Consider the following 25,893-nt stretch of genomic DNA (forward strand, 5'->3'; position numbering starts at 1 on the left):
CCGCAGGGTTGCATCGCGATAACGCAACCCTGCAGCAGCACGGCTTGCCGGCGAAGGTGATCGTGAAATCGCCAGCGCCGGCAAACCGTGGGCTTACAGGGACAATTGACGGACGGAGCGCACCGCCCGGCAGCGCCAGGCAAACGGATTGATGCCTTCGCTGCGGGTGAACATGTGACAGAAGTGCGCCTGATCGCAAAAGCCGCATTCGAGGCTGATTTGCGTGAGGCTCAGGTCAGTGTGTTGAATCAACAGCTTGGCCCGGGCGATGCGCTGTTGGCGAATCCATTCCTGGGGCGAATAGCCGGTGCTGCATTTGAACGCACGGGAGAAATGACTGCGCGAGAGGGCGCAGGCCCGGGCCAGTTCGGTGACTTCCAGGCTGTCGCCCAGGCGATCCAGGATCAGTTGCTTCACCAGCCGTTCGCGCTGTGGGCTGAGGCCGCCACTGCCGGTGTTGCACGGTTCGCTGACCGGGGCGCGGGCGAGGGTTTGCTGTGAGTGAGCCATGTCCAATGTCCGTGTCGGTGGGAACGCAACGGCGTACGGCCTGTTGGCCAGTGCCTTCCCTCTGGAAGAAAAACAGCTCTGCGCAGAGGTTTTCATTCTTGGGCGCGGCCCTGTGCCTGACGAGTTAAACGTTGTTAATTCCTCCCGGGTGAAGCGGGCAGTTTTGAGTAAAGTCAGAGACAATCAACGCCTTCGCGCCTGGTTAATCACACAAGGGAACCGTGCCCATGAACCGTAACGATCTGCGCCGTGTAGACATGAATCTGCTAGTGATTTTCGAAGCCTTGATGTTCGAAAAAAACCTGACCCGCGTGGCGGAAAAGCTGTTCATGGGCCAACCGGCGGTCAGTGCTGCCCTGGGGCGGTTGCGCGACCTGTTCGATGACCCGCTGCTGTTGCGCAATGGCCGTGGCATGGAGCCGACCGCGCGGGCGCTGGCGATTCTCAAGGAGCTGCAACCGGCGATGGACACCATCTCCGGGGCGGTCAGCCGGGCCAAGGAATTTGACCCGACGACCAGCTGCGATGTGTTTCGTATCGGCCTGTCGGACGATGCCGAGTTCGGCTTGTTTCCGCCGCTGTTGCGTCAGCTGCAAGAAGAGGCGCCAGGCATTGTCGTGGTCGTGCGCCGGGCCAATTACCTGTTGATGCCGGCGTTGCTGGCATCGGGGGAAATCTCCGTGGGCGTGAGCTACACCACGGACCTGCCGGCCAATGCCAAGCGCAAGAAACTGCGCGACATTCCCTGCAAAGTGCTGCGTGGCGACAAGCGGCCGGGGACCCTGACCCTGGACGAATATTGTGAACGGCCCCATGCCATGGTGTCGTTTTCCGGGGACCTGAGCGGCAACATTGATCTGGACCTGGCCAAGCTCGGTCGCACCCGCCGGGTGGTGTTGGGTGTGCCGCAGTTCAGTGGCTTGCGCGCGTTGCTCGCCGGCACCGAAATGATCGCCACGGTGCCGGACTATGCGGCCTGTGCGTTGGTGGAAGGGTGTGGCTTGCGTGCCGAAGACCCGCCGTTCGCCATCGACGCGGCGCAATTGTCGATGGCTTGGAGCGGGGTGCATGACAATGATCCGGCGGAGCGTTGGTTGCGTTCGCGGATCAGTCAGTTCATGTCGGTGTCGTTGCCGATTCCGGCTTGATCGTGGTCGCCTTCGATCTACTGCAGGAGCTGGCTTGTCGGGGCGCCGCATCGCAGCGATGGCGGCCTCATAGCCGACCTGTGTGTTGTTGACCGCGTACATATCCGTTTCCGCGGTAACGGCGACTTATGGTTTCGCCCTTACGGCGACTTACTTTTTTTTCAAACGCCAAAAAAAAGATAAGCAAAAAAAGGCTCGCCCCGAGCGTCCGGCCCCTCGCTGAGGCTCGGCGTTCCTTCGCTGCGGTATCCATCCGGGAACACTGCCCTCCGGTCTGCTTCGCGACGACCTACATGCAGCGTGTTCGACTGCGTCGAACGGCGCTGCGCGCCACTCCCCGGATGAACACCTCCACTCAGCCTACCGAAGGGGCGGGTGGATCAAGATCAAAAGCTGCAGGCGAGCTAACGCTCGGCCTGATGAGTGGTGAGGAGCGGGTGGGTGTACGCCGACTTGCTTTTCTGTGGGAGCTGGCTTGTCGGGGCGCCGCATCGCAGCGATGGCGGCCTGACAGCCGACCAATCATCTGCTGGTGCACCTTATCCAATGTAGGAGCGAGCCCGCTCGCGATGAACGTCCGGGCAACGCGGGCATTCAGACAGCCTGCGTCATCATTGACGACCATCGTCGGAGCGCTGCCCGGAGCAGACTTGCTCCTACAGGCACCTATGTCGCCCCGTGGCCACGAGCCCCGCGCAAAAAGAGCACGTACATCCAATTTTTCCCGCCCTGGCCCCGTCACTATCGAATCAAGTTCCGGCGCCTCGTCGCCGGTAGTTTTTCAACTGAGCGGGGCGGTCATGATTGTTTCGCGTTGGGATGAACGGGCCAGGGACGTCGGGCTGCTTTTCTTGCGGGTCAGCGCGGCGTTGTTTCTGTTGTGGGTGCATGGTTTGCCGAAGCTGCTCAACTACGCTGTCGAGTTGCAGCGCATTGAAGACCCGTTCCACCTGGGGGCGAATCTCACGCTGATGCTGGCGATTTTTGCCGAAGTGCTGTGCCCGTTGCTGATCGTCGCCGGGGTGCTGGTGCGCCTGGCCTGCCTGCCTATTCTATTTGTGCTGCTGGTGGCGTTGCTGATCGTGCATCCGCAATGGAGCTTGGCCGAAGGCCAGTTCGGCTGGCTGCTGTTGATTCTGTTCACCAGCATCCTCATCGCCGGGCCGGGGCCGCTGGCGTTCAATCACCGATTTTCCGGAGCCTTTCGTTATGCCTGAATCCAATTTGCTCGACACACCTGTGCGCGGTTTCGAAGAGGTCGTGACACTGATCATCAAGCACCGGGTCAAGGCCGGGTTTGAAGCGCCTTACGAAGCCTGGCTGCGCAACATTGTCCGAGTGGCCGGGCAATGGGACGGGCACTTGGGGGTGGACGTGGTTCGTGGCAAGCACGCCGGCCTCGACACCTACACCTGCGTCCTGCGGTTTTGCTCCACCGAGGCGATGCAACGCTGGCTCGACTCGGAGCAGCGTCAGGCGCTGATCAGCGAAGCCACACCCATGCTGGCCGACGGCGACCAGACCGAAGTCAACCCGGTGAACGAGTTCTGGTTTGCTCCAGCGGCCGAGGCGGGCTCGCCACCGCCACGCTGGAAGCAGGCTGTGGTGACGCTGTTGGTGATTCTGCCGCACACCTTGCTGGTGCCGCTGCTCTGGGGGCCGCTGTTGAAGCTCAATGCCTGGCTCTCCAACTACCTCGTCGCGACCTTCCTGATCACCCTGACCATCGTGTTGTCGGTGGTGTACCTGTTCATGCCAATGGCAACGCGTTTGTTCGCGCCTTGGCTATCCTCATCCACCCAGACCAAGGAAACGCGATGAACGCCGATCTGATTCTGTTCAATGGCCAATTCCATACCGTTGACCGTGAGAAGCCCCTCGCCAGCGCGGTGGCCATCAGCGACGGCCGCTTCGTCGCCGTGGGCAGCGATGCCGAAGCGATGGCCCTGCGCGGTTCGGCCACGCAAGTGATCGACCTCAAGGGGCGCTGCGTCATTCCGGGCCTCAACGACTCGCACTTGCACCTGATCCGTGGCGGCCTGAACTACAACCTCGAACTGCGCTGGGAAGGCGTGCCGTCCCTGGCCGATGCCTTGCGCATGCTCAAGGACCAGGCCGATCGTACGCCGACGCCGCAATGGGTGCGGGTGGTGGGGGGCTGGAACGAATTCCAGTTCGCCGAAAAACGCATGCCGACCCTCGAAGAACTGAACCAGGCCGCGCCCGATACCCCGGTGTTCGTCCTGCACTTGTATGACCGCGCCTTGCTCAACCGCGCGGCGCTGCGGGTGGCCGGTTATACCCGCAACACCCCGAACCCGCCGGGCGGGGAGATTGTCCGGGATGCCAATGGCGAGCCGACCGGCATGCTGGTGGCGCGACCCAACGCGATGATTCTGTACTCGACGCTGGCCAAGGGGCCGAAGTTGCCACTGGAGTATCAGGTCAACTCGACTCGCCAGTTCATGCGTGAACTCAACCGCCTGGGCCTGACCAGTGCCATCGATGCCGGTGGTGGTTTCCAGAACTACCCGGACGACTACCAGGTCATCGAGCAGTTGGCCAAGGACCAGCAACTGACCGTGCGCATCGCCTACAACCTGTTCACCCAGAAGCCCAAGGAAGAACTGACCGACTTCAAGAACTGGACCAGCAGCGTGACCCTGCACCAGGGCGACGATTACCTGCGGCACAACGGCGCCGGGGAAATGCTGGTGTTCTCGGCGGCGGATTTCGAGGACTTCCTCGAGCCGCGCCCGGACCTGCCGCAAACCATGGAAGACGAACTGGAACCGGTGGTGCGTCATTTGGTCGAGCAGCGCTGGCCGTTCCGTTTGCACGCCACCTATAACGAATCCATCAGCCGCATGCTCGACGTGTTCGAGAAGGTCAACCGTGACATCCCGTTCAACGGTTTGCCCTGGTTTTTCGATCACGCCGAAACCATCACCCCGCAAAACATCGAACGGGTGAGGGCGCTGGGGGGCGGCATCGCGATTCAGGATCGCATGGCGTTCCAGGGCGAATATTTCGTCGAGCGTTACGGCGCCAAAGCCGCCGAAGCCACGCCGCCGATCAAACGCATGCTGGCCGAAGGCGTGCCGGTGGGTGCCGGCACCGACGCGACGCGGGTGTCGAGCTACAACCCGTGGACTTCGCTGTACTGGATGGTCAGCGGCCGCACCGTCGGCGGCATGGAATTGCATGCCGAAGGCCTGTCGCGCCAGACCGCTCTGGAACTGTTCACCCACGGCAGCGCCTGGTTCTCGTCCGAGCAGGGCAAGAAGGGCCAGATCAAGGTTGGGCAATTGGCGGACGTGGCGGCATTGAGCGCGGACTTTTTCAGCGTCGATGAAGAAGCGATCAAGTGGATCGAGTCGGTGTTGACCGTGGTCGGCGGCAAGGTGGTGTACGCCGCCGGCGATTTCGAAAAACTCGGGCCGGCCAGTGTGCCGGTGCTGCCGGACTGGTCGCCGGTGGTCAAAGTGCCGGGGCACTGGCGGCCGAACTCGCCGCTGCAGGCGCAGGTTCACCAGTGCAGCGGGCCTTGCAAGGTGCACTCCCACAGCCATGAGCGGGCGCGACTGTCAAACGCACCGGTCAGTGATTTCGCCGGTTTCTGGGGCGCTTTCGGCTGCTCGTGCTTTGCTTTCTGACGAATACAAAAAAGCGCCGGCCCGATGGCCCGGCGCTACCTGCAATATCCATCCACCAAGGAGTTTCTTATGAGCAATGTTCCGTACAAACGCCTGAACAAAGACGATGCCGTTGTACTGCTGGTTGACCACCAGACCGGCCTGATCTCGCTGGTGCAGGATTTCTCGCCCAACGAGTTCAAGAACAACGTGCTGGCCCTGGGTGACATCGCCAAGTTCTTCAACCTGCCGACCATCCTCACCACCAGTTTCGACAGCGGCCCCAACGGCCCGATCGTGCCTGAACTGAAAGAGCAATTCCCGGATGCGCCCTTCATTGCCCGTCCTGGCCAGATCAACGCCTGGGACAACGAGGATTTTGTCAAAGCGGTGAAGGCCACCGGTCGCAAGCAACTGATCATTGCCGGTGTGGTGACGGATGTTTGCGTGGCGTTCCCGACCCTGTCGGCCATCGCCGAAGGCTATGAAGTGTTCGTCGTCACCGACTCCTCCGGTACCTTCAACACCACCGTGCAACAAGCCGCCTGGGCGCGCATGTCGGCTGCCGGTGCGCACCTGCTGAACTGGTTCGCCGTGGCGTGCGAGCTGCAGGGCGACTGGCGCAACGACATGGAAGGCCTGGCGAATCTGCTGTCGAACCGCCTGCCGAACTACCGCAACCTGATCAACAGCTATACCAAGTTCACTGCCAAATAAGCCGTTTCACTGACACCGCGAAATGCCCGCGCGTTGCGGGTAATGCTGTCCTGTAGGAGCGAGCCTGCTCGCGATGGTCGTTAACGATGACGCGTGTTTACTGGCTAAACGCGGTGTTCTCGAGTCCATCGTCGGAACGCCGCCCGGAGCAAGCTCGCTCCTACAGTGGTTCACTTTCTCCTGGCTGAACAACATCGCACCAACCCGCGGGCATTTTGGCCTCAGCGTTTTTGCAACCAGCCGAGAAAACCGCCTTTCTTGATCGGTACCGGTTTGCTCATCAGCGCCAGCCGGCTGTTCTGCTCCCGCACGGCTTGCAGTTTGTTCAAGGCCTGGCCGACTTCGCTGCGCTGTTCCATGCAGTGGCGGGTGAGGGATTTGTCGAGGCGGTAAATGATGCACGAAGTCAGGGTGGTGAACGTGGCTTGCGAGGGGGTGTCGGCGAGGATGCTTTGTTCGCCCATGACCTCGCTCGGCCCCATCCGGCCGGCTTCGGTTTGTCCGGCGCCGTCAGGCACCGAAGCACTGACGACGCCAGTGGCAATCACGAACAGGCTGTCGGGCACTTCGCCCAGTCCCAACACCACCTGGCCCGCTGCGTACTGTTGCGCGGTCATGGACTGCGCCAATTGATCGCGTTCGTCTTCGCTCAGCGAACGGAAAATCTTCACCTCGTCGAGCAAGGCGCGCGCCCGCGTCGATGGCTCGATCACCCCATCGAGCTGCCGGGAAATACCGGCCGCTTCCAGGTGCCGATGGGCCAGGTCGAACAACTGATTGCGCACTTCGCTTTTTTTGCCGAGCTCGGCGATGAAACCGCTGGCCACGTACTCGGACAGGGTTTCGCCGGCCTCTTTCAAAACCGCTTTGGGCGCCGGGTTCAAAAGCAGGCTGCTGCTGCCTTGGAGCGTGCGGTCCAACGCGTCGAGGACTCGACGCGGACGAATGTGGTTAGGCACTTGAATGCTGATCGACACCCCGTGCATGTTGTTGGGGCGACTGAGATTGACGATCTTCGCCTTGGCCGCCACCGAGTTCGGCACCACGGCGGTACTGCCGGCGCTGGTGAGCAGGTGGGTGGCGCGCCAGTCGATGTCCAGCACCTTGCCTTCGACGCCGTCGATCGAGATCCAGTCATCGACCTGATACGGCTTGGTGGTGTTGAGCACGATGCCGGAAAACACATCGCTCAGGGTGCTCTGCAACGCCAGGCCGACCACGATGGCCACCACCCCGGAGGTCGCCAGCAGCCCTTTTACCGGCAACTCCAGCACATAGCCCGCCGCCGCGACGATCGCGGCCAGAAACACCAGCGCGCCGATGACATCCTGCAACAGTCGGCCGCTGTGACCGATGCGACGCATCAGCACCAGGCCAATGACTTCGGTGAGCACCCGCGCCGCGTACAGCCACCAGAGAATCCCCAGGGCCGTGGCCCCCAATTGCGCCACGCGATCATCGGCGAACAACGGTGCCTGCAACGGGCTGACGCCTGCATTGATGATGAGCGTGCTGAAGACCAGGAACAGGCCGGTGCGCCAGCCGATTTGAGTGACGCGGTGCTTGAACGGTGCGAGGTGCCAGAGCAGTGCATCGATCACCAGCAACAGGGCGCTCCAGGACAGCAGGTGAGCCAGGAGAAAGGACATGGGCAAACTCCATTTAGTAAAGGCGGACCAAAAAAAGTCTGCCCGAAGGCAGACTTTTTACAGGACTCAGTTCAAGTGTGTCTTGAGCTCCAGTGCTGCCTGACGCATCGCGGCCTGGACTTCCGGAATCTGGCTCAGCGGGTTCAACAGGCCAAAGTCATGAATCATGCCGTTGTAGCGCACCGCCGTGACCGGCACGCCCGCCGCGTCGAGGTGACGGGCATAGGCTTCGCCTTCGTCGCGCAAGACGTCGAATTCGGCTGTCTGCACCAGGGCGGCCGGCAAGCCTTTGAGCTGTTCGGCGCCGGCCTTGAGTGGCGAGGCATGGATCTGCGCACGTTCGGCCTTGTCAGTGGTGTAGTTGTCCCAGAACCACTGCATCATGCCCTTGGTCAGGAAGTGGCCCTCGGCAAATTGCCGATACGAGCCAGTGTCGAACTGCGCGTTGGTCACCGGCCACATCAACAGCTGGAAGCGCAGTGCCGGGGTTTTCTGTTCCTTGGCCATCAGGGCAACGACCGCCGCCATGTTGCCGCCGACGCTGTTGCCGGCCACGCCCAGGCGCTGGCCATCGACGCCGATTTCCTTGCCGTGCTCGGCCACCCAGCGGGTCGCGGCGTAAGCCTGGTTGATCGCGGTCGGGTAATGCGCTTCGGGCGATGGTGTGTAGTCGACATACACCGCGACGGCGCCGGAACCCACCACCAGGTCGCGAATCAGCCGCTGGTGCGTCGGGAAGTCGCCCAGTACCCAGCCGCCACCGTGGAAGAACATGAACACGGGCAATTCACCGTTGACCTTGGCCGGGCGCACGACCTTGAGGTTGAGGGTCTGGCCATCGACCTTGATCGCGCGGTCGCTCACCTCGACACCGGACAGGTCAACTTTCACCGAGGCCTGGGCGCCGGTCAGCACCGCACGGGCCTCTTTCGGGCTCAGTTGCTCCAGCGGTTTGCCACCACCGGCAGCGAGGGCTTCGAGGAAGGCCTGGGTGTTGTGTTCGACGCCGGGGCTGCCTGCGGCGAATGCGTTGCCGATGGACAGGGCGAGGAGGGAAGCGGTCAGGGTTTTCTTGACGATGTTCATGGCAAATCCTTTTTGAATTCTTGGACGTTAAGTACCTGGGTTTCAGGCTGCTGGCGGCAGGGTGATTCAGGCCTCAGCAACACCGTGAGCACAGATTAATAGGGTGCCTGAACGGGAAAAAGCCGCTATAAAGTGTTTTACTGTCAACTGGAGCGTGACAATGAACCCCTTTGAAGACATGCGTATTTTTTGCCAGGTGATGGACTCCGGCAGCTTCACGGCCGCTGCCGATCAATTGGGGCTGTCCAAACAATTTGTCAGTCGGCGCTTGATGCAACTCGAAGAGCGCCTCGGCGTGCGATTGCTCAACCGTTCGACCCGGCGCCTGGACGTCACGCCCCTGGGGCAGAGTTACTACGAATCGGCCCTGCGCTTGCTGAGCGAGGTCGAGCAGGTGGAGCAGGGCATCGCCGGCCAGACCACCGAGCCGCGCGGCACCCTTCGCGTCAGTGCGCCGCTGTCCTTTGCCCTGGCCCATCTGGGGTGCTTGCTGCCAGCGTTTTTGCAGCGCTACCGCGAGGTCACGGTGGAAGTGGACTTGAGTGACCGGCCGGTGGACCTGCTGGGCGAGGGCTACGACCTGGCGCTGCGCATTGGCATTCTCGAAGACTCGACGCTGATCGCCCGTCGCATCGCCTCCATCCAGCGAGTGTATTGCGCCAGCCCGGCTTACCTGAGCGAGCGCGGCACGCCGCTCAAGCCTGAAGACTTGCACAACCATGACTGCCTGCCTTACGGCCACAGCCGTCAGGTGCAGTGGCGTTTCGCAGGGCAGGGCAAGCCGCTGGCCGTCAACGTCACCGGGCGCATGCGGGTCAACAATGGCGAGTTGCTCAAGGACGCAGCGATTGCGGGGATGGGCATTACCTACCTGCCGACCTTCATTGTCGGTTCGGCATTGAACGACGGGCGATTGGTGCCGGTGCTGGACGAGTTCCGACCCGAGCCGTTGACCCTGTCGGCGGTGTACCCGCAACACCGCCAGTCATCGCGACCGGTGCAGGCGTTGATCGAGTTTTTGCGCGAGCGACTGGATCAGAGTGAGACGGGCAGTCCATTCAATAGGGATGGTGCCTGACACTCCGCCTTTGCTGGCAAGCCAACTCCAGGGGATTTGTGTCGGGCGCAGATGTTGTGGGTGCCTGGATATCTGTGGGAGCGAGCTCCCACAGATCGTGTGTTGATGAGTGAATGTCAGGTCCGTTTGTCATCGCCTGCTTCGCCACCCACATGCACGCCGCGATCATCACCGACTTCGCCGGCACGATGGACTCCGTTGTCGTCGCCCGCCTGTTGTCCGGCATGGTGAGCGCCGTTGTCGTCGCCCGCCTGTTGTCCGGCGTGGTGAGCGCCGTGGTCGTCACCTACCTCGCCGCCACGATGAACCCCGTGATCATCACCCGGTTCTGCGTGGCTGCTGTTGCGTCCCGAACCGGAGGAGGCTGTGCTGCCGCTGTGCCCCGAAGCATGGTCGCTGCCGCTGTTGCCGCTGCTGCCACTTCCACCGTGACCACTGCCGCTTCCACCACCATTACCGCCGCCGCCACTTCCGCCACCACCACCACCACCACCGTGGCCGCCACCGTTACCGCCACCGCCACCGCCACCGCCACTACCGCCACCGCCGCCACCACCGCCACCGCCACCGCCACCGCCACTACCGCCTCCGCCACCACCACCGTGGCCGCCGCCACCTCCACCACTACCCCCTTCTTTTGCGTGAGCGCTCGAAACCCCGGACAGGTTGTCCGGAATCAGTACGGTAGATGCCGACAGAACTGCGCCAATTGCAACAGCCAGCATAAGCTTGTTCATGTGCATATCGATCTCCGTCTTTTTCTTCAGGTGGAACGTTGATAAACAATGCAGTGCATTGCTTTTATTCAGCAGGAACCGTCGATAAACACCTCAACGTCCCGCTTTATTCATTTGCGACGTCGATAAATCGTCCGTCGTGGTCCCAGGCCCCGTTCCAGAGCGGTCAGTGAATGCTCGAGGCCAGTTCGAAAATGGGGATGTACATCAGGATCACGATCACCCCGATCAACAGGCCGATGAAGGTCATCAGCAAGGGTTCGAACAGGCGCACGAACCATTCGATCCAGCGGCTGATTTCTTCGTCGTAGAAGTCGGCGCTGCGCTCCATCATTTGCCCGAGGTTGCCGGACTGCTCACCCGCGCGCAGCAGGCGCAGGGACACCGGGGTCACCAGATGATTGAGCTCCAGCGCCGTCGACAGCGATTGCCCTTCGCGTACCCGTTCGCACGCCTGGTCCAAGCGTGTGCGCGAGGCCACCGTGAGCAGGCCACGGACCATGCCCATGGCGGTGACCAGGGGAATGCCGCCTTGCAAGAGGATCCCCAGGGAGCGATAAAAACGCGCCAGTTCGTACATGAAAATGCGCTGGTGTACCGCCGGGAGTTTTTCGATCAGGTGGTCCACGCCCCGGCGAAAGGCCGGTTGGCGCTTGAGCAGCACCAGGACGACGATGATGGCCAGCAAGGCGCCGAAGAACTCGCCCTGGTGGGCGTGCAGGAACATGCCGCTGCTCATCAGGATCTGCGACAGCCACGGCAGGTTTGACCCCAGTCCTTCGAACACCAGACTGAAGCGCGGGACCACATAGCCCATCAGGAACAGCACTACGCCACCCCCGACCACCAACAACAGCATGGGGTAGATCGAGGCGCTGATGATCTTCTGGCGGACCTCGTCCATGCGCTGGCGATAGCTGACATAGCGGCCCAGTGCTTCGCCGACGGCGCCGGTCTTCTCGCTGGACTGCACCAGGGCCACGTACAACGGCGGGAACACCGCCGACAACTGGGCCAACGCCTGGGAAAACGACTTGCCTTCATAAAGCAGGCGCACCAGCTCGCTCAAGGTCTTGCGGGCCTGGGGCGCGGTTTCTTTTTCCGCCAGGCTTTCGAGCGCATCGATCAACGGCAGGCCGGCATTGAGCAACGTGGTCAATTCCTGGCTGAACAACACCAGGTTGAACGTCTCGCGCTGCTTCAGGCGCAACGCCCGCCAATGACGTTCGGCGTGCAGGCTGACCACCCGCAGGCCCTGGTCTTCGGCGATGCGCCGCGCCTCGCTGTGACCCGGTGCCTCGACGGTCATGGAAACCACGCCGGCCTTGCCGACGGCTTTGAGATGAAATCGCATGGTGGCCATGTCCGTCACTGCCAACTGGTGACTTCAGCGTTCTCGCCTTCGCCGCCGGGTTGCCCGTCCTTGCCCATGGACAGCAGGTCGTACTCGCCGTTTTCGCCAGGGTAGCGGTAGGTGTAGTTACGGCCCCAAGGGTCCTGAGGCAGCTTTTTCTGCAAGTACGGACCGGTCCAGTGGGGTTCGTCACTGGGCGCGGTGACCAGCGCCTGCAAACCCTGTTCGGTCGACGGGTAATGGCCGACCTCCAGGCGGTAAAGGTCCAGGGCCTTGCCCAGTCCTTCAATTTGCGCCTTGGCCACCTTCACTTCGGAACGGCCCAACTGAGCGAAATATTTCGGCGCGACGATGCCGGCCAACAACCCCAGCACCACCAGCACCACCAGCAGTTCGAGCAGAGTGAAGCCGCGTTGGGCACGCGGGGCGAAACACAGTCGCTGATTCATGATGACCTCACACAGTCGGCAGAAGGGTCGCAACAGGGCCCTATGCAATTGCCATGCAAAGGATTGCTCAAGGCTTGGGCATCTCCCTGTAACCCGCGTGCCATGGGCTTCTGCGCTTTCGGCACAGTGCTTGCGTATGGCTGATTCACGACTGGCCATTGGGGCATAACCCCCAATTTTCGGGGCCGGGCAGGGGAGGCATAACAATGAAAGCACTCACCACGGGAATGCTCGGCTGCCTGCTGCTGGCGGGCGTCGCTCAAGCCGATGTGTTCGTGTCCACCGATGCCAGGGGCAACTTCGTCCTGTCCAACGTCCACCGCCCCGGTCGGCACTATGATCGGGTCATCCATGAGCCCGCGGCGGCGGTGGTCAGCCTTGATCAACAGCCGCAGATGATTGCCGCGCAACCCTACGCCGAGCTGGTGTCGGCGGCGGCCACGGCCAACCAGTTGCCGGCCGCCCTGTTGCACGCGGTGATCAAGACCGAGTCGGCCTACAACCCCAGTGCGGTGTCCGCCAAGGGGGCCGGTGGCTTGATGCAGTTGATGCCCGACACGGCCCGCGAGATGGGCGTGACCGATGTCTACGACCCCAAGGCCAACATCCAGGGCGGCGCCCGTTATCTCAAGCGGCTGATGACCCTGTTCGACAACGACATCGCCCTCGCCGTGGCCGCCTACAACGCCGGGCCGCAAGCGGTGCTCAGCCGTGGCGGCGTGATCCCGCCGTTCGCCGAAACCCAGCGTTATGTGCCCAGCGTGCTGCGCCAGTACCGGCGTTTGCAGGGCTTGTCGGCCGACGCCCCGCTGTGACCGAAAGCCGTGGGGTGGTTTTCCCCAACATTGGGGCATGGTGGCCCCGGCGAAAAAGTGGGGAATAAGTGGGGAATTATCCCCCGATGTATCAAGTGCCAATCGTAACTGTATGAAAAATAAACGTAATTTTTATGGCATGCAGATTGCTCAACGGAGTTGTCGAGAATTATTCCCTGTGAGCACCCACAGCGAGGCCCGTGATCATGACCGGCATTTTCCACGTTCCATCCGTCTTTCATTTGTTGCTGCTGGCGGCCTCGATGTTCGGCGTCGAGTTGGCCGAAGCGGCTGCGCGCTGTGAGCGCAATCTGGTGGCCAACGTCGTGGCGCTGGATCAGCCGCTGATGTTCAACCGCCTCGGTGCGCAAAACGTTAACGGCATGATCTTCGCCCTGCGTCGCGATGTGGTCGATGATCATGAGATCTCCCTGGCTCAGGGCGGCGCCGCGGTGCCGGGCAAGGTGTCGCTGCGCCCCGACAAGCGTCCGCGTCCGCTGGTATTGCGGGTCGCCGCCGGCGACTGCCTGACCATCAACCTGCAGAACCTCCTGGCCTATCAGGCCAACCCCGGTTCGCACGAAAATGGCGGCGTGGAGGGTGAAGTCGAAGTCGGCAACGAGAATGCCTTCAAGGTCGATGAGCAGGTCACTGACCGCCATGTCGGTTTCCAGGTCAACGGCATGCAAGCGGTCAACAGCATCGACGACATCGCTTCGTTTACCGGACGCAACGCCAATACCTTGATCCCGCCGGGTGCCACGCGCAGCTACACCTTGTACGCCGAGCGTGAAGGCGCATTCGCCGCCAGCAGCCGTGGCGCGACCTTCGGTGGCGAAGGGGCGGCCGGCAACGTGGCCAACGGGCTGTTCGGCGAAGTGGTGGTGGTGCCCAAGGGCGGTCGCACCTACCGCAACACCGTGACCGAAGAAGAGATGCGCCTGGCCACCACCGGGCGCACCCCGGCCGGCCAGCCGATCGTCGATTACCAGGCGCGCTACCCGCAGCGCCAGCCCTGGATACGTGAAGGCAAGGCCGGCACGCCGATCATCAACATGGTCGACGGCAACGAAATCATTTCCAGCGAAAGCGACGCCATTGTCATGGGCAGCAACGCCGACGGCAGCTTTCCACCCTCGACCTATCCGCTGGAATCGGTGGGCAAACGCAACCCGGCGCTGCCCAATCGTCTAGAGCCCTTCCGCGACTTCGCTTCGCAGTTCCAGGATGAAACCGCCGCGACCCAGGCGTTTCCAGGCTACTGGGCCGACCCGGTCATGGCCCACGTGCTGGAGCCGACCCGCGATGGCTTCATGATCAACTACGGTTCCGGCGGCATGGGCGCCGAGGTCGTGGCCAACCGACTGGGCGTGGGGCCGATGCACGATTGCCTGTCGTGTGCCTATGAAGAATTCTTCCTCAGCTCCCATACCGTCGGCGACGTGGCGATGTTGGTGGACGTACCGGCCAACGCCGGGCTGGAAAACATCCGTCCCGGTGAAGTGCCCAGGGCGGATCAGGTCGGGGTCAAGGCGACCATGGCGCTGTATCCGTCCGAGCCGTCCAACGTCAACCACAGCTACATCGGCGACTTCGTCAAATTCCGCAACACCCACAACGGCCATGAGCAGCACATCTTCCACCTGCACGGGCATCAGTGGCTGTTCAACCCCAACGACGACAACTCCGACTACGTGGACGCCCAGGGCATCGGGCCGGGCGCCGGCTACACCTATGAAATCGCCAATGGCGGTTCGGGCAACCGTAACCGGGTAGCGGGCGATGCGATTTATCACTGCCACTTCTACCCGCACTTTGCCCAAGGCATGTGGAGCATGTGGCGGGTCCATGACGTCTTTGAAGAAGGCACCAAACTCGAAGTCTCGCAACAGGGCGCCGACGGTTACCACAGCGAACCCTATGCCCTGCGCAGCGGCAAACCGGCGGCGGGTGCACGGGCCTTGCCCGATGGTGAGATTGTGGCCGGCACGCCGATTCCGGCGGTGGTACCGCTGCCTGGCAAAGCCATGGCGCCGATGCCGGGCAAAGTCGCGGTCGTACCGAAAATCAGCGAGTCCCTGGTGGCCGCCAATGACGACGATGAAGAGGGCGACGATGACAGCGGGCATCATGGCGGTAGCGCCCAGGCGATTGGCTCGCTGGCGCTGGTGGACCGCAGCGAAGCCAATCGCAATGCCGACGGCAGCCTGAAGAACCCGGGCTATCCCTTCTGGATCGGCGGCATGGAAAGTTCGGTCGGCCAACGCCCGCCGACCCCACCGCTGGACATGCTCGACGCCGCCAAGGCCCAGGCCTTGAAATCGAGTGGCAATGCTTTGTGGGCCAACCTCGATCCGGCGCAGTCCGGTGGCTGGGATGGTGGCCTGGGGCGTCACTCGCTGGACGGTTTCGCCTCTGGCGGCGAGGCGCACACGGTGACCACATCCCTGGATTTCTCCAAGGAAGTGACCCGCGCCAAGCCGCTGTACCTGCCCGAAGAAGGCACCGAAGTCGAACAGGCGGCCATGGCGTTCCACGCCAAAAAAGAACACCCCAGTTTCGCCGTGCTGCCGGGCAACCAGGTGGTGGCGCGCAACTTCCGCACCAACGGCGCGCTGCCGATGGCGGGCGCACCGTACTATGAACCGTGCATGGATGACCGGGCCAAGCGCCTGACCAGCAGCGCCGGCAGCGGTGAGTTCAACAGCGGTGAGCGGATCGACGGCATGTCGTTCAGCGGTGCCTCGACCTTCACCGCCGACCGCCCGCGCATCTACAAGGCGGCGAACATTCAGTTCGACGCGGTGTACAACAAAGTCGGCTACCACTTCCCGCAGGCGCGCATTCTCGCGCTGTGGGAAGACGCCTGGCCGGTGATCACCAAGCAGCGTCCGCCAGAGCCGCTGGTGATGCGCATGAACACCTTCGATTGCGTGCAGTACCAGCAAACCAACCTGGTACCGGCCATCTATGAGATGGACGACTATCAGGTGCGCACACCGACCGACGTGATCGGCCAGCACATCCACCTGCCGAAATGGGACCTGACGGCGGCCGACGGTTCGGCCAACGGCTGGAACTACGAAGATGGCATCCTTTCCCCGGGTGCCGTGCAAGAGCGCATCCGTGCCATTCGCCAGTTCAACCAGTGCGAAGGCACCGACCCGCGCGACGGCACGGCCGCGTGCCCGAAAGCCAAGGCGCACCCGTTCTTCGGCCAATACGGCCGGGCCGACTGGGTTGGCGCGCGCACGGCGATGCAACGCTGGTTCGTCGATCCGGTGGTGAACACCAAGGGCGTCGACCGTGGCCTGGGCACCATCTTCACCCACGACCACCTCGGCCCATCGACGCACCAGCAGATTGGCCTGTACGCCACCGTGCTCGCCGAACCGGCCGGTTCCACCTGGTTCCATGCCGAAACCGGCGAGCCGTTGTACAGCGGCGCGCGGCAGGACGGCGGGCCGACGTCGTGGCAAGCAGTGATCTCTACCGGCGACCTGGACGGTGACGGCAAGAACGACAGCTTCCGTGAGTTCTTCCTCGAATACAGCGACTTCCAGCACGCCTATGAAGCCGGGGTGTACGTGGGCGCCGGTCCCAATGGCATACCTGACGCGCAAAGCTTCCCGGCCACCGCCGACAGCTTCCGCTACGCGATCAATCCGCCGGTGCGCAAGGAAGCCGAGACCCTGCTTGAGCAAGTGGTCGAAGCCCGTGGCGGTCTGATGCCGGGCTGCCCAAGCCGGCCTTGCCCGCAAGCGATTTCGGTCGATGACCCCGGCATGTTCGTGGTCAATTACCGCAACGAACCGCTGGCCCTGCGGGTGTACGACCCGAACAAGGTCGGCCCGGACGGCAAGCGCGGCATGCAGGCCGATGGCCTGGGCGGCGATCTGGCGTACGCCATGCAAAGCCGTACCGACCGTGCGATCCCGGCGATGAACCTGGCGCCGAACCTGATTACCGCGGCCACCGGTCCCACCGGCGGCACCACCCTGTTCCCGCCGCACATCAACAAGGGCGGCGCCGAACCGGGTGACCCGTTCACCCCGATGCTGCGCACCTACACGGGCGACAACGTGCGGCTGCGGGTGCATGCCGGCGGTCACGAAGAGGAGCACAACGTCACCCTGCACGGTGTGAAGTGGCTGCAAAGCGGTTCCGGTTTCGGCAACAGCTCCAACTCCGGCTGGCGCGCGTCGCAGATGATCGGGATTTCCGAGCAGATGGGCTTCATCGCGCCGGTCTCGATGCTCTCCAGTTCGGCGGCCACCACCGGTGACTACCTGTACTCCATGGACGCCTCGCTTGAAGGGTACTGGAGTGGCATCTGGGGCGTGATGCGCAACTACACGGCCCAGCGCAACGATCTGTTCGCGCTGCCGAACAACCCGAAACCGGCCGGCATGCGCAACACCGTGGCCTTCGATGGCACCTGCCCGCGGATCGGCGCCAACCCCAACGGCATCGGCACCCGGCCGACCCCGCAACGCAACTATGAAGTGGTCGCGGCCCTGGCCAACGATATCCTCGGCAACCCCCTGGGGCTGGCCATCGGTGACTCGGCGGGGCTTGGACAGCACGTCGGCGGGCCGTTGAATCCGGCCGGTGGCACCCTGGTCTTCAACTCGCGGGCGGTGAGCATCCCGCAAGTCACCGTGACCGACCCTCAAGACGGTGTGACCTTCACCATCGGCGGGCAAAGCGGGCCGTTGCATGACCCGACCGCGATCCTCTACGTGCGCAAGGCCGACCTCGATCCGGTCACCGGCAAACTCAAACCCGGCGTGCCGGTGGAACCGCTGGTGCTGCGTGCGGCGGCCGGTGACTGCATCAACATCACCCTGGAAAATCGCCTGCCCAGCGTGATGCCGGACCTGCCCCAGACGGCCACGGTGATGGGCATGGTCAAGCGTGACCGCAACGGCGGCGAGGGCTCGACCACCTTCAGCAATAACCTGCTGCGGCCATCGAGCACCGTGGGCCTGCACGCGCAATTGCTGGCTTACGACATCACCAAATCCGACGGCACCAACGTCGGCACCAACCCGATCCAGACCGTGCCGCCTCGGGTGGGCAACACCGGACCGTACCCGACCCGTACCTATCAGTACTACGCCGGGCACCTGGAGCGTGAAGGCAAACCGATTACCCAACTGGGCCGCAATGTCGACAACATCAACGCCACGGCGGTGGAGTTCGGCGGGCTGAACATCACGCCGGCCGACGTGATCAAGCAGCCGCAAAAAGGCCTGGGCGCAGCGATGAGCATCCTGCCGGTGGGCGCCACCTGGACGGAAGACGCCCGCAAGGTCAATGCGACCGTCACCGCGCCGGGGCAAACCCCTTATCGCGACTTTGCCATGGTCTGGCAGAAGGCCTTGAACATGCGCTGGGCCAATGGTCGTCCAGTGGAAGGCATAGCCTCGGAGGCGGGCGTGCCGACCGATCCACAGGACAACTCCAGCATGGCCATCAACTTCAAGACAGAGCCGATGTGGTACCGCTTCGGTCTGGCCCCGGATGCGCCGTTTGGCCACGCCGACGGTCATGGCTACGGCGATGTGCAGAACGCGCACATGGCTTTCAGCAACGCGTTGGTGGGCGGCGATCCGCAGACGCCGGTGCTGTACGTCAAACCGGGGCAACCGTTCCGCACGCACATCCTGATGCCGACCGGCGGCAGTCGCGGCACCACCTTCCAGCTCGACGGACACGTCTGGTCGGTCAACCCGTTCCAGCCCGAGAAGAGCGACACCGGTGGCTACCCGATGGGAACGCCTGGCGTGGGTTCGGTGCGGTTTGGCTACAACCCGATGTCGATGTACGTCGGCGCCCACGAAAGCATCCTGCCGGCCGCGCATTTCAGCTTCATGCACCCGAGTGCCGGGGGCAGCAACGCGATACCGGGTGATTACCTGTTCCGCGATTACGGCGCCTATGGCAACACCGCCGGGCTGTGGGGATTGCTGCGGGTGACCAACGAACCGGAGCCGGCACCGGCGCCGTAGGCCGGGAGACAACGCAACACCTGTGGGAGCGAGCCTGCTCGCGATGGCGGAGTGTCAGACACATGAATGTTGGATGTGCTGGCCTCTTCGCGAGCAGGCTCGCTCCCTCAGGGGGCGATGAGTCAGACACAGATCTGAAGGGGAGTGTTGGCATGAACAGGACCATCAAAATCGCCAGCGGCGCGTTGATTGTCGGCGTGGCGCTGATCGGCCTCGGGGTATGGCGCACGTCACCTGCGGCCCTGCTCAGCGACGTTGCGTTGCCCGATACCCGCAGCGGACAGTCGCTGGAGCGTGACGGCGTGTCGGTGGCGCTCGACGTCAAGCCGCTGGGCGCGGACGGCGTATTGCGCGAAGGGCAGTTCGCCGACGTGCAGTTCCGCATTACCGACAAGGCTTCCGGCCAGCCCTTGGCGGGCGTTGCACCGGGCGCCTGGCTGGACCCGGAGACCGTCGCCGCCGACCAGGCCCAGGGCCGCGAACAGAGCTGCAAGGCGCGGGTCGGGGTGTTCCTCAAGTCGAGCATCGGCGCACGCCCCTTGCTCGATCTCAACAGCTACTTCCTCATGGTGATGAACCGTGATGCCAGTGTCTCGGTGGTCGATCCGTCGGTGTCGGTGGGCGGCATTACCAGCACCCTGGCGCGGATCGACATCAAGCAACCGCCGATGGACTGGGTCACCCCCAGGGACAACAAGCGGGTGTTCGTGTCGATGCCGACGGCGGGTGAAGTCGCGGTGATCGACAGCGAGCAATTCAAATTGGTGGATTCGGTGGCGGCCGGCACAAACCCGGTACGTGTCGCGCTGCAACCGGACGAACGCCTGCTGTGGGTCGGCAACAACGCACAGGCAGCGCAGCAGTCCGGGGTCACGGTGATCGACACTCACAGCCTGAAAACCCTCAAGCACCTGGCCACGGGGGGCGGCCATCACGAAATCGCCTTCAGCAAGGACAGCCGTTTCGCCTTCGTCACCAATCGCGACGACGGCACCCTGAGCATCATCGATATCGCCAGCCTGACCATCATCAAACAACTCAAGACCGGCTCGCACCCGTTGTCGGTGGTGTACTCGCCACTGTCCGGCGCGGCCTATGTGGCCGACGGCAAGGACGGCACGGTTACGGTGGTGGACGCGGCGAGCCAGTCGGTGCGGCGGGTGATCAAGGTCAAGCAGGGCCTCGGCCCGATGGGTTTCAGCGCCGACGGACGTTTCGGCATCGTGCTCAATACCCTGGAGAACCAGGCGGCGGTCATCGACGCCGCCACCGACTCGTTGATCCATGAACTGGACGTGTCCGCCGAGCCCTATCAGGTGGTGTTCACCAAGGCCTACGCCTATATCCGCGGACTGGCCTCGCCCAAGGTGACGATGATCAACCTGGCGTCGCTGGGTGAAGGCCGCACGCCCATCAGCCAGGGCTTCGAAGCCGGGCCCCAGGCACCGCGCCTGGCCGGTGATCTGCCATTGGCCGCGAGCCTGGCGGTGTCGCGGGACGACAACGCGGTGTTCGTGGTCAACCCGGTGGACAACACCACCTACTTCTACGCCGAAGGCATGAACGCCCCGATGTCCGGTTACCCCAATCGCGGGCAAGTGGCACGGGCGGCGCTGGTGATCGACCGCAGCCTGCGCGAAGTCGAGCCGGGGCTGTACAGCGCACGGATCAAGCTGCCGCCGGCCGGGCGTTTCGACGTGGCGTTCCTGCTCAATCAGCCGAACATCATTCATTGCTTCACCGCCGTGGTCGAGGCCGACAAGAACCTCGATCACCTCGCTGGCGTGCCAAGCGTGGAGTTCATGCTCGACACCTCCACCGCTGCTTTGGGCAACCCCTATGTCGTGCGTTTTCGCATCGTCCAGGGCAAGCAGAAAACCGAGCGCAGCGGGGTGAAGGACGTTCAGGTGCGTTACTTCCTGGCCCCGACTTCGCGGCCTCGGGAGGTCGCGGCCGTGGAAGTCGGCAACGGGGTGTATGAAGCCCCGGTCAACCTCAACCAACAAGGCGCCTGGTACCTGCACGTGCGTGCGGCGTCACTGGGGGCGAATTTCGGCGACCAGACCTTTGCCAGTGTTCGGGTGACCCCCGGCCAGACTCATTGAAGAGGACATCGACATGAACCGATTTGCACACCGTGGCCTGCTGACCTTCTGCCTCTTGGCTGTCGGCATCGGCCAGGCACTGGCCCACTCGGCAGATGAACATGCCGGTCACGACATGCAGGCCAGGAGCGCCACCCCCGAGAGCACCCAGGTCAAATTCGCCGACGTGGCGCTGGTGGACCAGAACGGCAAAACCGTGCGCCTGGAAAAAGACCTGGTCAGCAACAAGATCGTGGTCATGAGCTTCATCTACACCAGCTGCACCACGGTCTGCCCGGTGGTGTCTTCGATCATGGGCAAGGTGCAGAAACAGCTCGGCGCACGGGTCGGTACCGAGGTGCAACTGGTGTCGATCAGCATCGACCCGCAGCGCGATGACGCCAAGCGCCTGAACGACTATGCCCGGACCTTCCAGAACGGCCCGGGCTGGAGCTGGCTGACCGGCACCACGCAGTCGGTCAACGAAACCCTCAAGGGCCTTGGCTCCTTCAGCGGCGACTTCAAGAACCATGCTCCGCTGATTCTGGTCGGCGATGGCAACAGCCGTCACTGGACGCGTTTTTACGGTTTCACCGACCCGGCGGTGCTGAGCCGTGAAGTCGAGAAACTCAGCGGTCAGCGCAATGCCCACGCCAAGCACACGGCCGTCGCCATGGAGAATCAGCCATGAGAACCCTTGACCGCATGGTCCTGAGTGCCTGCCTTTGCCTGTTCAGTGCGCTGGCCTTCGCCCACGAAGGCCATCAAGAACCGGCACCGGCGTCTGCTGCAACCATGGCACAACCGGCGGGCGGCACCCGCGACGCAAAAACCTGGTTCACCGACACCCCGTTGCAGGACCAGAACGGCAACACCCTGCGGTTCTACAGCGACGCGCTGCAGAACCGGGTGGTGCTGCTCAACGTGATTTTCACCAGTTGCACCGACGCCTGCCCGCTGATCACCCAGAAGCTCAAGGCAGTACGCGAAGTGCTGGGCGACCAGGCGGAGGGCATCACCTTTATTTCCCTTACCAGTGATCCGCTGCGGGACACCCCGGCGGTACTCAAGGCTTACACCTTGAAGCAGGGCGTCGATGGCCCCCACTGGCTTTTCCTTACCGGCGACAAGGCGCAGATGGACCTTGTCCTGGGGCGCATCGGCCAGATCGTGCCGACCCCCGAGCAGCACTCCACGCAGTTGATCGTCGGCGACGTGGCCAATAAGCGCTGGAGCAAAATCCGGCCCGATGCCCCCGCCGCCGCCATTGCCCAGCGCTTGCAGTTGCTGACAATGCCTGTGGTCGGTCGCTGAGTCCGGGCCATGAAAAAAGCCCTCATCCTCGGCCTGCTCATGGTGTCTGGCATCAGCCTGAGCGCCCAGGCGTTGACGCTGACCCCCGGCGAAAGCGCCGGAAAACGCTTGTACCGCGAGGGGGTGTCGGCCAGTGGCGAGCCGATCATGGCCCGGGTCGGAGCGGCCGGCATGTTGCTGCCGGCCACCAGCCTGCCGTGTGTCAATTGCCATGGCCGCGATGGCATCGGCCGTCCCGAAGGCGGCGTGCGGCCGCCGGACCTGACCTGGACGCGGCTCTCCAGCACCTATGGCCAGCAGCAAATCAACGGGCGCAGTTACCCGGCCTACACCGAGGGCACGCTGGCCAGGGCGATTCAGGAGGGGCGCGATCCCGGCAACAATCGACTCGACCCGGCGATGCCCAGGTTCGTGTTGTCGATGAAGGATCAGCACAACCTCACGGCGTACCTCAAGCGCCTGGCCGATGACCGTGATCCGGGCCTCGACGCTGACAGTCTGCACCTGGGCACCTTGTTACCGGGCTCGGGCGCGCTGAGCGAGGAGGGCGCCACGGTGGCGGCGGTGCTCAACGGTTGCGTGGCGCGCATCAATGAGGCGGGCGGGATTCATGGTCGGCAGTTGCGCCTGACCATTCTCGATCCCGGCCCCGACCGCGCCAGCGCCATGCGCGCGCTGGACCAGTTGATCGACAAGGAGCAGGTGTTCGCGCTGATCGCACCGCTGGCGCCAGCGCTGGAAGCGGACATGGCAGCACGCCTGGAGCAGGCCGGTGTGCCCCTGATCGGGCCGCTGTCGTTGCAAGGCGCGACCCAGGCCAGTCGAGAGATCTTCGAGCCGCTGCCGGGGCTGCGCGAACAAATGATTGCCCTGGCCAACTACGCCACTGCCACCTTGCGGGTGTTGCAGGGACCGACGCTGATCGCCTACCCGGACGAGCCCGGTCAACGGCTGGCCGCAGAGAAACTCGCCCGGTACCTGCAAGACAACGCCTGGGAGAAAGTGCGCCTGCAAGCCTATGGGGCGACCCAGGATGACTTGCCGTTGGGTTCGCGTTCGGTGTTTTACATGGGCAGCAGCGGCGGTTTCAGTCTGCTCGCCGAGCGCTTGCAGACGGCGGGCCAGGTGCCTTACCTGTTCGCTGCTTCGAATCAGGTGGCGGGTGATTTGCTGCAAGTGCCCAGCGGCTTTTCCCGTCGGGTATTCCTGGCCTATCCGTTTGTGCCCAGCGACTGGACGCGGGCCGGGCGCCTGGCCCTGACCCAGGTGCGCGAGCGACAGAAACTGGGCGGCGAGCATGCGGTTCTGCAAGTCGGTGCGTTCAGCTCGATGATGCTCTTGAGCGAAGGCATGAAGCAGGCCGGGCGTGATGCCAGTCGTGAAAAACTGATCGAGGCCCTGGAAGGCCTGCATGACTTCGATACCGGACTGACCCCGCTGATCAGTTTCGGGCCGGGTCGGCGCCAGGGCCTCAGTGGCGCGCACATCGTCACCGTGGACTTGCCTGACCAGCGTTTTTTCCTGGTTGCCCCTTACAAACCCATTGCCGCGATGCCTTGACCGGAGGCCGTAGATGAAACTCAACACTTTGCTGGTTCTGTGGGCGCTGTGGGTGCCAGCGGCATACTGCAGCAACGGTCCGGCCGTGGCGCGGGTCAATGGCGAGGAAATTTCCCAGCTGCGCCTGGAGCGTTATTTCGCCGAGTACCTGGAGGATCAGGGGCGCTCGGTGGGCAATATTCGCAATCCCAAGGCTTACAAGCAGCTGCGCAAGGCGGCGCTGGATGCCTTGATTGACAAGGAACTGCTCTGGCAGGAGGCGCTCAAGCGCGGGGTGGTGATCAGCGATGCCACGGTGCAAAGCCAGGTCGAGAAGACCCGCCAGGCCTTCGGTGGTGCCGAGGTGTTCGCCCGGCGCCTGGAAGACGCCGGTTTCGATGAGGCCAGCTATGCCGAATACACCCGCCGTGAACTGGCGGCCCAGCAAGTGTTCGCCGACCTCACCCAAGTCGGCGAGCTTGATGAAAAACAGGTACGGGCATTTTTCGAGGAGCACCGCGCTGAGATGAACCGGCCCGAGGAAGTACAGGTCAGGCATATCCTGGTCAAGGTGCCTCAGGGAGCGGATGCTTCCACTGTTGAAGCCGCAAGACTACGCTTGGAAGGTATGCGTACCCGAATCACGCATGGTGCCGATTTTGCCAGTGTCGCCAGGGAGGGGTCTGAAGACGCCTCGGCCAGCGAGGGCGGCGAACTGGGCTACTTTCCCCGGGGGCGCATGCTGCCAGCGTTTGAAGCGACAGCTTTTGCCCTGGCGCCGGGTGCGCTCAGCGAGCCGGTGCGCACGGACGTGGGATGGCATTTGATTTATCTGGAGAACCGAGTGGAGGCCGCCGATGTCACAGAGGAGCAAGGACTTGACATGGTCCGGGCGTACCTTGCCCGGCAGAAACAGGTTCAGGCTCGTCTACAGGCACTGGCGCAGCTGCGATCCAGTAATCGGATCGAACGGGTTGACGATGATTGAGCTTTTCCCCAAAAGTGGGGAATCGATTCAATGCAAATCCGTTCGGGTTCCCCCGTTTTTGGGGGGAACGGTAAGTGGACGAAAAGGCATTGTTTTTAAATTCAAGGACATGAAGCGATAAAACGACCGGCGCCCGGCCTGGCATGAAGTGTGCGTTAGACCTGTTGAAGGCGCGCACTCCACCAGGTTCGGTAATCGGCCCTGCGGTTTCAAGGAGTCCACCTTGTTAAACAAAGTACTGGTTGTTGAAGACGAACAGCTGCTGGCGGAAAACCTCCAGGGGTACCTGCAGGCGCAAGCGCTGGAAGTCCGGATAGCGCACACCGGTGAAGCGGCGATTGGCGAAGCCGAACGCTTTTCACCCGATGTGATGGTGTTCGATTACCGCTTGCCCGATATGGAAGGTTTTGAGGTGCTCGATGCCGTCCGCCAGAACAGGAAGTGTCATTTTGTGCTGATCACAGGCCACCCCACCGCAGAAGTTTGCGAGCGGGCCCGGCAACTGGGCGTCAGCCACATCCTGTTCAAACCCTTTCCTTTGGCGGAATTGGCCCGTGCAGTTTGTGATCTTCTGGGGATGAAGCGCGAACCCAAAGCAGGTGTGAAGGATTCCGAAGGATTCGTCGAACGACGCCAGAGCAGGACCGAAAGTTTCCCGCTGCAGTTGTACGACGGTAGCTGGGTGCTTGCCGATCGCCGACGAAGTTCATCGGCCTCCATGGCGCCAGACGACGAACAATTGCTCACCGGGGAGTAGTGGCGCGACAAGAGGTTCC

General features: G+C 63.0%; 20 protein-coding genes. 14 read left to right on the forward strand and 6 right to left on the reverse strand.

All coding sequences use genetic code 11. From position 1 onward, the window contains the following. Positions 1–93: 93 nt before the first annotated feature. Positions 94–510 (reverse strand): helix-turn-helix domain-containing protein, encoded by a 417-nt coding sequence (locus tag ACX3YD_RS10430; RefSeq protein WP_103406809.1) that lies wholly within the window; start codon positions 508–510, stop codon positions 94–96. A 227-nt stretch (positions 511–737) separates the two neighbouring features. Here ACX3YD_RS10430 and ACX3YD_RS10435 point away from each other — a divergent pair, with 227 nt between their 5' ends. The 5 genes from ACX3YD_RS10435 to ycaC all read left to right on the forward strand — a co-directional run bounded on the left by ACX3YD_RS10435 (position 738) and on the right by ycaC (position 6,010). Beyond that, positions 738–1,658: a LysR family transcriptional regulator gene (locus ACX3YD_RS10435; protein ID WP_103406810.1), complete on the forward strand. Its 921-nt coding sequence runs from the start codon at positions 738–740 to the stop codon at positions 1,656–1,658. A gap of 800 nt (positions 1,659–2,458) precedes the next feature. Next, positions 2,459–2,875, forward strand: a complete 417-nt coding sequence (locus ACX3YD_RS10440; RefSeq protein ID WP_130207898.1) for a DoxX family protein — start codon at positions 2,459–2,461, stop codon at positions 2,873–2,875. Beyond that, the gene (locus ACX3YD_RS10445; RefSeq protein ID WP_103406812.1) at positions 2,868–3,479 is read left to right on the forward strand and encodes an antibiotic biosynthesis monooxygenase; all 612 of its coding nucleotides are present in this window, start codon (positions 2,868–2,870) and stop codon (positions 3,477–3,479) included. Before ACX3YD_RS10440 ends, ACX3YD_RS10445 begins: the two co-directional genes overlap by 8 nt. After that, a complete protein-coding gene (locus ACX3YD_RS10450; protein ID WP_458959876.1) occupies positions 3,476–5,314 on the forward strand; it encodes an amidohydrolase in 1,839 nt (612 codons plus the stop codon). The genes ACX3YD_RS10445 and ACX3YD_RS10450 overlap by 4 nt, the downstream gene beginning before the upstream one ends. A 69-nt stretch (positions 5,315–5,383) precedes the next feature. After that, positions 5,384–6,010, forward strand: coding sequence for an isochorismate family cysteine hydrolase YcaC (gene ycaC, locus ACX3YD_RS10455; RefSeq protein ID WP_047530725.1), 627 nt, complete (start codon positions 5,384–5,386; stop codon positions 6,008–6,010). Between the two features lie 221 nt (positions 6,011–6,231). On the opposite strand, the gene ACX3YD_RS10460 is transcribed toward ycaC, so the two are convergent. Both ACX3YD_RS10460 and ACX3YD_RS10465 read right to left on the reverse strand, forming a co-directional pair. Continuing rightward, positions 6,232–7,659, reverse strand: a complete 1,428-nt coding sequence (locus tag ACX3YD_RS10460) for a mechanosensitive ion channel domain-containing protein (protein ID WP_458959877.1) — start codon at positions 7,657–7,659, stop codon at positions 6,232–6,234. Between the two features lie 66 nt (positions 7,660–7,725). Next, complete coding sequence (locus ACX3YD_RS10465; protein ID WP_103406815.1) at positions 7,726–8,745, reverse strand: alpha/beta hydrolase; 1,020 nt, start codon at positions 8,743–8,745, stop codon at positions 7,726–7,728. Positions 8,746–8,905: 160 nt separating this feature from the next. Here ACX3YD_RS10465 and ACX3YD_RS10470 point away from each other — a divergent pair, with 160 nt between their 5' ends. Next, positions 8,906–9,823, forward strand: coding sequence for a LysR family transcriptional regulator (locus tag ACX3YD_RS10470; RefSeq protein ID WP_458959878.1), 918 nt, complete (start codon positions 8,906–8,908; stop codon positions 9,821–9,823). A gap of 116 nt (positions 9,824–9,939) precedes the next feature. Here ACX3YD_RS10470 and ACX3YD_RS10475 read toward each other — a convergent pair whose 3' ends face one another. From ACX3YD_RS10475 to gspG, 3 genes are all read right to left on the reverse strand, one after another. Beyond that, complete coding sequence (locus tag ACX3YD_RS10475) at positions 9,940–10,566, reverse strand: hypothetical protein (RefSeq protein WP_458959879.1); 627 nt, start codon at positions 10,564–10,566, stop codon at positions 9,940–9,942. A 160-nt stretch (positions 10,567–10,726) separates the two neighbouring features. Next, on the reverse strand, positions 10,727–11,914 hold the full coding sequence (locus tag ACX3YD_RS10480) for a type II secretion system F family protein (protein WP_103406644.1): 1,188 nt from the start codon (positions 11,912–11,914) through the stop codon (positions 10,727–10,729). A 14-nt stretch (positions 11,915–11,928) separates the two neighbouring features. Continuing rightward, positions 11,929–12,363 carry a type II secretion system major pseudopilin GspG gene (gene gspG, locus ACX3YD_RS10485; protein WP_047530712.1) on the reverse strand — a complete coding sequence of 145 codons (435 nt, stop codon included), beginning with the start codon at positions 12,361–12,363 and terminating at the stop codon, positions 11,929–11,931. A 206-nt stretch (positions 12,364–12,569) separates the two neighbouring features. On the opposite strand from gspG, the gene ACX3YD_RS10490 reads away from it, so the two are divergent. The 8 genes from ACX3YD_RS10490 (at position 12,570) to ACX3YD_RS10525 (ending at position 25,874) form a co-directional block, all read left to right on the forward strand. Beyond that, entirely contained in the window at positions 12,570–13,178 is a 609-nt protein-coding gene (locus ACX3YD_RS10490) for a lytic transglycosylase domain-containing protein (protein WP_458959880.1), read from the forward strand. A 206-nt stretch (positions 13,179–13,384) separates the two neighbouring features. Continuing rightward, on the forward strand, positions 13,385–19,192 hold the full coding sequence (gene mnxG, locus ACX3YD_RS10495; protein ID WP_458959881.1) for a manganese-oxidizing multicopper oxidase MnxG: 5,808 nt from the start codon (positions 13,385–13,387) through the stop codon (positions 19,190–19,192). Between the two features lie 152 nt (positions 19,193–19,344). Beyond that, complete coding sequence (locus ACX3YD_RS10500; protein ID WP_458959882.1) at positions 19,345–21,297, forward strand: YncE family protein; 1,953 nt, start codon at positions 19,345–19,347, stop codon at positions 21,295–21,297. Between the two features lie 13 nt (positions 21,298–21,310). Next, complete coding sequence (locus tag ACX3YD_RS10505; RefSeq protein ID WP_458959883.1) at positions 21,311–21,967, forward strand: SCO family protein; 657 nt, start codon at positions 21,311–21,313, stop codon at positions 21,965–21,967. Further along, entirely contained in the window at positions 21,964–22,590 is a 627-nt protein-coding gene (locus ACX3YD_RS10510; RefSeq protein ID WP_103406639.1) for an SCO family protein, read from the forward strand. Before ACX3YD_RS10505 ends, ACX3YD_RS10510 begins: the two co-directional genes overlap by 4 nt. A 9-nt stretch (positions 22,591–22,599) precedes the next feature. Further along, positions 22,600–24,150, forward strand: coding sequence for an ABC transporter substrate-binding protein (locus ACX3YD_RS10515; RefSeq protein WP_458959884.1), 1,551 nt, complete (start codon positions 22,600–22,602; stop codon positions 24,148–24,150). 13 nt (positions 24,151–24,163) lie between these two features. Beyond that, on the forward strand, positions 24,164–25,117 hold the full coding sequence (locus ACX3YD_RS10520; protein WP_458959885.1) for a peptidylprolyl isomerase: 954 nt from the start codon (positions 24,164–24,166) through the stop codon (positions 25,115–25,117). Between the two features lie 223 nt (positions 25,118–25,340). Further along, positions 25,341–25,874: a response regulator gene (locus ACX3YD_RS10525; RefSeq protein WP_103406636.1), complete on the forward strand. Its 534-nt coding sequence runs from the start codon at positions 25,341–25,343 to the stop codon at positions 25,872–25,874. The last annotated feature ends 19 nt before the right edge of the window (positions 25,875–25,893 follow it).

Source organism: Pseudomonas fluorescens group sp. PF-1 (assembly GCF_054481335.1).

Excerpts from the sequence above, each read along its gene's own strand:
- ACX3YD_RS10445 (WP_103406812.1), top strand. The coding sequence starts at position 2,868 with ATGCCTGAATCCAATTTGCTCGACACACCTGTGCGCGGTTTCGAAGAG.
- ACX3YD_RS10430 (WP_103406809.1), bottom strand. The coding sequence starts at position 510 with ATGGCTCACTCACAGCAAACCCTCGCCCGCGCCCCGGTCAGCGAACCG.
- ACX3YD_RS10490 (WP_458959880.1), top strand. The coding sequence starts at position 12,570 with ATGAAAGCACTCACCACGGGAATGCTCGGCTGCCTGCTGCTGGCGGGC.
- ACX3YD_RS10500 (WP_458959882.1), top strand. The coding sequence starts at position 19,345 with ATGAACAGGACCATCAAAATCGCCAGCGGCGCGTTGATTGTCGGCGTG.
- ACX3YD_RS10520 (WP_458959885.1), top strand. The coding sequence starts at position 24,164 with ATGAAACTCAACACTTTGCTGGTTCTGTGGGCGCTGTGGGTGCCAGCG.
- ACX3YD_RS10450 (WP_458959876.1), top strand. The coding sequence starts at position 3,476 with ATGAACGCCGATCTGATTCTGTTCAATGGCCAATTCCATACCGTTGAC.
- ACX3YD_RS10440 (WP_130207898.1), top strand. The coding sequence starts at position 2,459 with ATGATTGTTTCGCGTTGGGATGAACGGGCCAGGGACGTCGGGCTGCTT.
- ACX3YD_RS10465 (WP_103406815.1), bottom strand. The coding sequence starts at position 8,745 with ATGAACATCGTCAAGAAAACCCTGACCGCTTCCCTCCTCGCCCTGTCC.
- ACX3YD_RS10480 (WP_103406644.1), bottom strand. The coding sequence starts at position 11,914 with ATGCGATTTCATCTCAAAGCCGTCGGCAAGGCCGGCGTGGTTTCCATG.
- ACX3YD_RS10515 (WP_458959884.1), top strand. The coding sequence starts at position 22,600 with ATGAAAAAAGCCCTCATCCTCGGCCTGCTCATGGTGTCTGGCATCAGC.
- ACX3YD_RS10475 (WP_458959879.1), bottom strand. The coding sequence starts at position 10,566 with ATGCACATGAACAAGCTTATGCTGGCTGTTGCAATTGGCGCAGTTCTG.
- mnxG (WP_458959881.1), top strand. The coding sequence starts at position 13,385 with ATGACCGGCATTTTCCACGTTCCATCCGTCTTTCATTTGTTGCTGCTG.
- gspG (WP_047530712.1), bottom strand. The coding sequence starts at position 12,363 with ATGAATCAGCGACTGTGTTTCGCCCCGCGTGCCCAACGCGGCTTCACT.
- ACX3YD_RS10435 (WP_103406810.1), top strand. The coding sequence starts at position 738 with ATGAACCGTAACGATCTGCGCCGTGTAGACATGAATCTGCTAGTGATT.
- ACX3YD_RS10470 (WP_458959878.1), top strand. The coding sequence starts at position 8,906 with ATGAACCCCTTTGAAGACATGCGTATTTTTTGCCAGGTGATGGACTCC.
- ACX3YD_RS10460 (WP_458959877.1), bottom strand. The coding sequence starts at position 7,659 with ATGTCCTTTCTCCTGGCTCACCTGCTGTCCTGGAGCGCCCTGTTGCTG.
- ACX3YD_RS10510 (WP_103406639.1), top strand. The coding sequence starts at position 21,964 with ATGAGAACCCTTGACCGCATGGTCCTGAGTGCCTGCCTTTGCCTGTTC.
- ycaC (WP_047530725.1), top strand. The coding sequence starts at position 5,384 with ATGAGCAATGTTCCGTACAAACGCCTGAACAAAGACGATGCCGTTGTA.
- ACX3YD_RS10505 (WP_458959883.1), top strand. The coding sequence starts at position 21,311 with ATGAACCGATTTGCACACCGTGGCCTGCTGACCTTCTGCCTCTTGGCT.